The organism is Gemelliphila asaccharolytica (genome assembly GCF_001553005.1).
GTDB classification, from domain to species: domain Bacteria; phylum Bacillota; class Bacilli; order Staphylococcales; family Gemellaceae; genus Gemelliphila; species Gemelliphila asaccharolytica.
This window is the reverse complement of record NZ_KQ959896.1, coordinates 457-8929: the sequence shown is the minus strand read 5'-3', so window position 1 is coordinate 8929 and position 8473 is coordinate 457. Positions and strand designations below refer to the sequence as shown.

10 protein-coding genes are annotated in these 8473 nt (G+C 26.1%); 6 read left to right on the top strand and 4 right to left on the bottom strand.

Annotated elements, in window-relative coordinates; all coding sequences use genetic code 11:
• Nucleotides 1-159: 159 nt before the first annotated feature.
• Nucleotides 160-684 (bottom strand): flavodoxin family protein, encoded by a 525-nt coding sequence (locus HMPREF1871_RS04235; protein WP_066130405.1) that lies wholly within the window; start codon nt 682-684, stop codon nt 160-162.
• A gap of 98 nt (nt 685-782) precedes the next feature.
• Between HMPREF1871_RS04235 and HMPREF1871_RS04230 the strand changes: the two genes are divergently transcribed.
• From HMPREF1871_RS04230 to HMPREF1871_RS04210, 5 genes are all read left to right on the top strand, one after another.
• A complete protein-coding gene (locus HMPREF1871_RS04230) occupies nt 783-2999 on the top strand; it encodes an HAD-IC family P-type ATPase (protein WP_066130403.1) in 2217 nt (738 codons plus the stop codon).
• 45 nt (nt 3000-3044) lie between these two features.
• The gene (locus HMPREF1871_RS04225; RefSeq protein ID WP_066130400.1) at nt 3045-3863 is read left to right on the top strand and encodes a hypothetical protein; all 819 of its coding nucleotides are present in this window, start codon (nt 3045-3047) and stop codon (nt 3861-3863) included.
• A 267-nt stretch (nt 3864-4130) separates the two neighbouring features.
• Nucleotides 4131-5060, top strand: coding sequence for a LysM peptidoglycan-binding domain-containing protein (locus HMPREF1871_RS04220; RefSeq protein WP_066130397.1), 930 nt, complete (start codon nt 4131-4133; stop codon nt 5058-5060).
• 122 nt (nt 5061-5182) lie between these two features.
• On the top strand, nt 5183-5734 hold the full coding sequence (locus HMPREF1871_RS04215; RefSeq protein WP_066130395.1) for a tRNA 5-(aminomethyl)-2-thiouridylate-methyltransferase MnmM: 552 nt from the start codon (nt 5183-5185) through the stop codon (nt 5732-5734).
• A gap of 3 nt (nt 5735-5737) precedes the next feature.
• A complete protein-coding gene (locus HMPREF1871_RS04210; protein ID WP_066130392.1) occupies nt 5738-6304 on the top strand; it encodes a CYTH domain-containing protein in 567 nt (188 codons plus the stop codon).
• 332 nt (nt 6305-6636) lie between these two features.
• Here HMPREF1871_RS04210 and cadX read toward each other — a convergent pair whose 3' ends face one another.
• Nucleotides 6637-6975, bottom strand: a complete 339-nt coding sequence (cadX, locus tag HMPREF1871_RS04205) for a Cd(II)/Zn(II)-sensing metalloregulatory transcriptional regulator CadX (RefSeq protein WP_066130389.1) — start codon at nt 6973-6975, stop codon at nt 6637-6639.
• A gap of 11 nt (nt 6976-6986) precedes the next feature.
• Nucleotides 6987-7601, bottom strand: a complete 615-nt coding sequence (locus tag HMPREF1871_RS04200) for a CadD family cadmium resistance transporter (protein ID WP_066130387.1) — start codon at nt 7599-7601, stop codon at nt 6987-6989.
• A gap of 296 nt (nt 7602-7897) precedes the next feature.
• On the opposite strand from HMPREF1871_RS04200, the gene HMPREF1871_RS06510 reads away from it, so the two are divergent.
• The gene (locus tag HMPREF1871_RS06510) at nt 7898-8116 is read left to right on the top strand and encodes a CYTH domain-containing protein (protein WP_157058066.1); all 219 of its coding nucleotides are present in this window, start codon (nt 7898-7900) and stop codon (nt 8114-8116) included.
• 65 nt (nt 8117-8181) lie between these two features.
• Here the strand turns inward: HMPREF1871_RS06510 and HMPREF1871_RS04195 are convergent.
• A partial coding sequence (locus HMPREF1871_RS04195) for a MetQ/NlpA family ABC transporter substrate-binding protein (RefSeq protein WP_232297367.1) occupies nt 8182-8473 on the bottom strand: 292 nt, incomplete at its 5' end.

The following is an 8473-nucleotide window of genomic DNA, read 5'->3' as shown; positions in this document are numbered from 1 at the left end:
AATTGCAAAGAAAACAAATGCAATTGCCAAAAAGATTGCAAATGCGGACATCACAAAGTTGCATAATTTAAATATTATAATGTAATAAAAAAGACGAGTGGATATAAAAATAAGCTAGTATAAATTAACTTTATTTATATTCAAAAGCTCGTCTTTTTATTATAGTAAAGTTTTTATCCATTCCCTAGCATCATGTAAATCTTGGCTGTCAGGATGTGTTTTGCTATCTTCGACCATTTTTAAAAGTTCATCATCTACTTTATGAATAAAGTCAGGATTTCTCCAAGTTAAAAATTTAAAAACTAAAATAATTTTAGGATCAATTTTACCTTGACAAATAAAAGTAGAAAGAACTTCATTACTATTTTCTTCTATTAGTTTTTTAAAATTATCTATAGATTCTTTAGCATGTTCATGCTCTTTAGGAACACCACAAGTCATAAAAAGAATGGTTTTTTTATTTTCTATTTTGTTATTTTCAATGAATCTAACCATATTCTTATTAGCTGTAGCTTTGTCAACCCAACATCCTAATATATATAAATCATAAGTATCCTTTAAAATTTTACCTTTTTTTATATCAAATAAAGTTACGTTATTATCTTCGTTTATAGTATTATATATTTCTAATGCAACTTTTTTAGTATTTTTAGTTTTAGAAGAATAAGCTAATAATATTTTCATATTGACACCTCTTTTTTATACTATAACAATTATAGCATAAAAGTTAATATTTTTTATTATTTTTGATATAATATTTAGTAAAAATAGGAGGAGATGAATTGAACTATTTAACAGAAGAAATTATAAGAAAATCTAAAAAAAATAGGTGTATAGAAAATAATTATAAAAGTACAAAGGAAATAATTTTTACTAATACATTTACTTTTTTTAATTTTATAATTACCGTATTAGCCGTATTAGTAGCTACTACAAGGCGATATGAGAATTTACTTTTTATTTTTGTTATATTTATAAATACAATGATTGGGATATTTCAAGAAATAAAATCAAAAAATGAATTAGAAAAATTAAGTTTTTTATCTAAGAGTAAATATAAGGTAAATAGAAATAATAATATAGAAGAAATAGCTGAATATGAAATAGTAGAAGGGGAATTTTTGCATCTTTATAGTGGAGATAATATACCTTGTGATGGAACTATTCTTGAGGGAGAAATAGAGGTTAATGAATCTATTTTGACAGGGGAAACAGATAATGTTTTTAAAAAAGAAAAAGATATAGTTTTAAGTGGAAGTTTTATTACATCTGGCAATTGTTTAATAAAAGTAGACAAGGTAGGGGAAGATAGTTTTATAAATAAGATAAATAAAGAAGCAAAAATATTAAAAAAATATCCATCAAAATTGAGAGATTATATGAATGCAATTTTGAAATACATCTCTTTTTTTCTTATTCCTATAGCCATATTATTATATTTAAAGGGAAAAAAATCAGGATTAAATTATGAAGAGGTTGTTTTAAAAAGTGTAGGTGCATTAATAGGAATGATACCAGAAGGGTTGATTCTTTTAACAAGTGTTTCACTTTTTGTGTCTGCCTATAAACTAGCTAAAGATAAAATTTTAGTTCAAGAACTATATTGTACGGAAATGCTGGCGAGGGTGGATGTACTTTGTTTTGATAAGACAGGAACAATAACTACAGGAGATATGGAAGTAGTTAGTATTGATAAAAAAACTAAAGATGTTTTGGAAAAATACCTTTCATATTTTGATGATGATAATTTGACATCTAAAGCAATAAAAAAAATTCTTAATTTAGAGCCAACTTGGCAAGTTTTAAAGAAAAAATCATTTTCTAGCGATTGTAAATATTCATATATTCAGGTAAGAGGAGAAGGTACTTACTTTTTTGGATCTTATGATTTTTTAAACTTTCAAGACAAGGATAGAAGTAAACATGAAAATTTAAAAAATTTAGGATATAGAATATTAGCAGTTTCAAGATCCAAAGAATATATTAATAAACCAAAAAATACAGAGTTAATAGGAACTGTTGTCCTTTCTGATAAAATAAAGAATAATGCAAGAGAAACTCTTGACTTTTTCAAGAAAGAAGCTGTAGATATAAAAGTAATAAGTGGAGATAACCCGAATTGTGTTTTAGTAATTGCTAAAAAAGCAGGTATTCAATCTGAAAAAGCTGTAGACATGAAAAATGTGTCTGATGAAAAGTTAGAAGAAGTAGTTTTAAACAATAATATTTTTGGACATACTACTCCTGTTCAAAAGAAAAAAATGATTGAAATTTTAAAAAATAATAAAAAAACAGTTGCAATGGTGGGTGATGGAGTTAATGATGTATTAGCCTTGAAAAAAGCAGATATATCTTTTGCAATGAAACATGCTCCAAGTTCTGTTAAAAGTGTTAGTAATATTGTTCTTTTGACAGATAACTTTAATTCTTTTTATAAGGTGCTTATGGAAGGTAGGAGAGTTATAAATAATATAAGTAAAGTGGCTACACTATTTTTAATAAAAACCTTTTTTTCTATAAGTTTTTCTTTTTTAGTGATAGTATTTTCTTTTGAATTTCCATTTATTCCTATTCAGTTTACTATTATATCTGCACTTACCATAGGAATACCTTCATTTTTTTTAACATTAGAAGAGAATAGAAAAAAGGTGCAAGAAGATTTTATGAAAAAAATTTTATTAAATAGTGTTTTTGCAGGAAGTATTCTGTTAGCTATAACAATTTTAGCTAATATTTTTAATTCTTTAAATACATTATTTTCATTAGCACTTTTAAATGGGATAATTATGGTTTATAGAGTAAGTTTACCTTTAAGTAATCTAAAAAAATTACTAATTTTATTTTTATTTATATTTTCTATTATATTTATCTTGATAAATAGCTTGTTTATTGAAAAAACATTTTTAAATTTTACTATTAATAATTTAATATTTTTATTCTTTTCATCATTACTTATAATAATTATTCATTTATTTATAAAAAAGAGAACAAATTTATAAAATTTATGCTATAATGTTTTTAAGATAATTTACGAGGATATTGATATGAAAAATTTATTTAAAAAAATATTTATTATAATGACTTCTCTTACTGTTTTAACTGCTTGTAGTCATACTAAAAAAGAAAATGATGAATCTAATACTAACCAAGCTGTTAATGAAACAAAAGAAGAAAATAAAGTTATTACAGAAGATAAATCTAACAAAGAAAATAAAGAAAAAAAGGTTGAATTTAAGCATGATTATGAAAAAGCAAAAGCTTTAGTAAGTGACTGGATAGTTTTTAATTTAAATTCATTCGATTATAAAACTCCAGACCAAGCTAGAGGAGAATTGCCACCAGGATTTTTATCTATTCCTATGTCAGAAAAAAATGTGGATATAATTTATGGTGCTAATAATATGAAAATTGGCTATATATTTCCACTTAAAGAAGTGATTGAAGTTTATAATGTTTATAATCATAAGACATATAAAGAAGAAGATGTACTTGCAGACATAAGACAACTGTTAAATAAACCGGGGAAAATAACATATAAAGAATATGAAGAAAAATCTTCAGATTATGACCATGCAACTCTTATGCAAATGATAAATCCTAATTCTCAGAATATAGCATATTTTAAAGGAGATAAAACTTTTGTAACAACAATTTCTCCAGCTTTAGGAGGAGCAAATTTACCAGTTCCAGCAGATCAAAGTGAATGGACAAAAAATGATGATACATTAGTTATCCCTATTTTAAATTATGTAAATAAAAAAGTTGTTTGTTACATAACTTTGAAGTTTAATGATAAAAAGTATGGTATTGACGATAAAGAAAAATCACTTTATTATTACTATGATGTGAAATTTATAAAATAAAATAATAGTTAAAAAGATAATTTAGAAACTATGTATATAGGTTGAATAAGCCCTTTTATCTGACTAAAGGACTTATTCAACTTATTTTTTATGTATTTATAAAAATTACAAACCTTACACTATTATTACATTAATGTTACAAGTATAGATTTTTTGATTTATATATATTATTATTAAAAATGTAAGTTGAAATATACTTATTGAGTGTATAAAAAAGTATGGAAAACTTTTAAAAAAGGCTATTGGCCGAGTAATAAAGGAGAGAACATGACAAAATTTAAAAAGATTGTAGCAAGTACAGCAGTAGTAGCAACAGCGGCACTATTATTTTCAACAGTGGCAGATGCTGATACATATACTGTAAAAAAAGGTGATACACTTTGGGATATAGCTCGTAATAATGGTACGACTGTAGAACAATTAATGAATGATAATAATTTAAGAAGTGATTTAATCTTCCCGGGAGATGAACTTTCTTATAATGTAGTAGGAAAACACATAGCACAAGCAAAAGAAACAGGATTTTATACTGTAAAAGCAGGAGATACATTATTTAAAATTGCAAGTCAATTTGGTTTAACTGTAGATACTTTGGTAAAATCAAACAGTATAGAAAATCCTAATTTTATATTAGTAGGAAAAGTATTAAATGTAACTGGAGTAGTTAAAGAAACAGCTCCTGCAACTGAAGAAAAACAAGAAGCGGTTTCTGAACCTCAAGTGACTGAAGAAAAACAAGAAGCTTCACAAGCACAAGCTCCAGCTACTCAAGAAGTTAAGCAACAACAAGTTGTAGAGCAACCAGCAGCTCAACAACCAGTAGCTCAACAATCAGAACCAGTACAAACTCAACAAGCACCATCTTCTTCAAATAAAGCAAATGCTATTTATTCAGCAGCTATTTCGCAATTAGGAAGATATCAAGATTGTACAATGCTTGTAACAAATGCTTTAAGAGCAGTAGGTATCAATCATCATAGTTATCCAGCAGGATATATGGCATTAGGTACAGTAGTGTCAGCTAGTGAAGCAGTACCTGGAGATTTAATTTATTATGCTAATGGTGGACTAGGATATGCTCATATAGCAGTTTATGCAGGAGGAGGTCAAGCTGTTCACGGTGGATTTAATGGTAACCAAACAGTATTAACAACTGCATATTTAGGAAGCGGTCCAGTATTTATAAGAGTGGCGTAAAAAATGAAACCTTGCATAAAGCAAGGTTTTTTTATTATGTTGTTAAAAATATATAGAAGAAATAAAGAATAAAACTTTGTTATACCAAAGAAAAAATAATTTGTTAAACTAAGGAAGAAATAATGGATAAAGTATTAAAATTTGCAAAAAGAATTTTAGATGAAAAAATAGATAAAAATAGTGTAGTAATAGATGCAACTTGTGGAAATGGTAAAGACACTTTGTTTTTAGTGAAAAGTGCAGCTAAAAAAGTATATTCGTTTGATATTCAAAAAATAGCTATAGAAAAAACGAAAGATTTATTAAAAAATGAAATTAATAAAAACAAATGTGAATTAATATTAGATAGTCATGAAAATTTTGATAAATATGTTCCTCAAAAAGTAACAGCAATTATTTTTAATCTGGGGTACCTACCTTCTGGCGACCACACTATAACAACCAAAGTAGATATTACTAAAGCAACAGTGGAAAAAATGTTAAATTTTTTAGAAGAAAAAGGAATTATAATAATTACAGTTTACTGGGGACATGAAGAAGGAAAAAAAGAAAAAGAAGGATTAGAAAAGTTTTTAAAAACATTAGATCAAAAAGAATATGAAGTTTTAAAATACAATTTTATAAATCAAAAAAATAATCCTCCTTTTTTATTTATTGTAGAAAGGATTAAATAATAAATGGAAGAAAAGGAGATAGAGTTTAAAAGTCTTTTAACTAAAGAAGAATATCAAAAAATTTATAAATATTTTAATTTAAAAGAAGAAAAAAATATTATAAATGAAAATTATTACTATGACGATAAGAAAAATACTTTGAAAAACAATAATATAGCATTAAGAATAAGAAAAAATGAAAATAAAAAGGAAATAACATTAAAAATAAAAAAAGATAAATTTAATTTAGAAATAAATAATGAAACAAATATTGAGCCAATAAAAAAAATAGATTTCAAAGTATGCCCTCAAGAAATAAGTGATAAATTAAAGGAAATAAAATGTTTAGAACATTTATATTTGATTTCTGAAATAGTAACATTTAGAAAAGAAAAAAAATTACAAACAGGTTTACTTGTTTTAGATAAGACTATATTTTTAAACAATAAAGAAGATTATGAATTAGAATTTGAAGTGAATGATTATGAATTGGGGCAAGAGTCCTTTAAAAATTTATTAAAAGAACTTTCTATTAATTATAAAAAATCGGCACCTAAAATAAAAAGGTCTTTAGATTTTTTGAAAAATTAGAATGTTAAAAAATTAAAAAAAAATAAATTTAATTTAGAAATAAATAATGAAACAGATTCTCAATAAACTCATCTAACTCTCCAAAAACGATATACGTATAGCTCGAAGCGGTTAGAGCATTTAAATAAACTAACATCGAACTCGTAATTGGTCGCTTACCACTTTCAACTTGACTAACTTGATCTGCATTGCTTAGTTCGCTTTGTGTAATATTGTATTTTTTCTTGAATTTTTGATACGAGTAGGTATTTCTTGTGAATAATTTTCTTCAAAAAATTTCATATATAATCCCCCTATAATCATGGAAAAGTATAAAGTAGTAAAAATAGTTGTTATCCTAGTTGATTAAAAAAATCTCTGATTTCCTCATCTTTTATAAAATAATATATAATTTTCCCCTCTCTTCTAGTGTCCAAGATGTTTTGATTGGCTAGTTTACGAAGATGGTGGGAGGCAGATGCCATACTGAGATTTAATAAACAGGCTATATCGCAGACACAGAGTTCTTCGACGGCAAGGAGATAAAAGATGATATTTATCTGTTTATTATCGGTAAATTTTGATAAAATGCGAAGTGATTTTTGGACTTTTTTCTTTTCAAGGTAGTTCGTTGCGGTTGTAACATTTTGTTGATTTATAACATTCACTTGACAGATACTATCTTTTTTCATAATTTTTTCTCCTAGCCTAACACAGCCCATAGCATGTCAAAGCTGTTGTTTTCAATCAGTATATACATCCCCAATCCTAAATAGACAACAGCAATAAACCATCTGCTATATTTTTCCAAAGTTTCTCCAACAGAAGGGACTTGTGCTAATTTTTGGGCAGAAAAAACCAAGAGATAAATCATGACTAGAAAAGTAAGTAAAGTCACTATCAAATTCTCTAAATTTAAGGTGGTAAAATATGGGACAAAGACACCAATATTGTCAGCGCCACAACTTGCAAAAGTAATCATAGCGACTAGAAAAATCAGGTTTTTATTATCTTTGCTCAAACCATCTTTTGCAATAGCTTCTCCATCAGAATCTCCTAAAAGCAAAACTTTGAGGCCTAGGAAAATTGGAATCAAACCGAGTAAACCTAAAATCTCTTTACTAGGAATATAATTTAAGACAAATGCAAAAAGCAAACTTAGTAATATTAGACTAACAGAGCCTAGAAATTGTCCTAAATAGATGTTAATGATGTCCTTTCTGCTTTTTCTTTTGGCAAAAAATAACATTAGGATAATAAGTAAGTCTACGGCTGTCCCAGAATATAGGATTATTGAAGTAACAATGTTTTGAATCATAAAACACCTCATTAAAATATATTTTTGAATGTATTCTAACATTAAACTTTGTAGATGTCAACTTCAGCTCCACCAAAATATAGATAAGAAGTTAGTGTACCAAATATAAAAAAGCCCTGCCATCGGAATGATAGCAGGGCTTAACTTCAATATCCAGATGATATATTTATCTAAAAAAGGTAGAGTTTTTATTGATTTGTAGTGCGACATAATGAGTTTCAAAAAATCAAAAATCACTTAAAATCAATATTTTGACGTCTATTGACGTGTACTGAAACCCTTACTTAACCTCTGAAATAGTAACATTTAGAAAAGAAAAAAAATTACAAACAGGTTTACTTGTTTTAGATAAGACTATATTTTTAAACAATAAAGAAGATTATGAATTAGAATTTGAAGTGAATGATTATGAATTGGGGCAAGAGTCCTTTAAAAATTTATTAAAAGAACTTTCTATTAATTATAAAAAATCGGCACCTAAAATAAAAAGGTCTTTAGATTTTTTGAAAAATTAGAATGTTAAGATATTTAAAATTAAAAACAAATGACCGAAAAAGGTCATTTGTTTTTTTTTAATTTTTTAAACTGCAACCACGCTACCTTTGTATTTAGAGTCAATAAAGTTTTTAGTATCATCAGATTTTAATGCTTCTATCAATTTTTTGATAACTAATTTGTCTTTATCACCTTTTCTTACAACAATAAGGTTAGCATAAGGATTATTTTCTGGTTTTTCAAAAATTATAGCATCATTTTTAGGATTAATACCAGCATCTACTGCAAAGTTTGAATTAATTGATACAAGATCACCTTCTCCATTTTTGTAATACTGAGTCATAATTGAAGGGTCATTATCATATTTAAAGACAAGA

Coding starts and splice junctions, on each gene's coding strand:
- HMPREF1871_RS04235 (WP_066130405.1), bottom strand. CDS start 684: ATGAAAATATTATTAGCTTATTCTTCTAAAACTAAAAATACTAAAAAA.
- HMPREF1871_RS04225 (WP_066130400.1), top strand. CDS start 3,045: ATGAAAAATTTATTTAAAAAAATATTTATTATAATGACTTCTCTTACT.
- HMPREF1871_RS04220 (WP_066130397.1), top strand. CDS start 4,131: ATGACAAAATTTAAAAAGATTGTAGCAAGTACAGCAGTAGTAGCAACA.
- HMPREF1871_RS04215 (WP_066130395.1), top strand. CDS start 5,183: ATGGATAAAGTATTAAAATTTGCAAAAAGAATTTTAGATGAAAAAATA.
- HMPREF1871_RS04210 (WP_066130392.1), top strand. CDS start 5,738: ATGGAAGAAAAGGAGATAGAGTTTAAAAGTCTTTTAACTAAAGAAGAA.
- cadX (WP_066130389.1), bottom strand. CDS start 6,975: ATGAAAAAAGATAGTATCTGTCAAGTGAATGTTATAAATCAACAAAAT.
- HMPREF1871_RS04200 (WP_066130387.1), bottom strand. CDS start 7,601: ATGATTCAAAACATTGTTACTTCAATAATCCTATATTCTGGGACAGCC.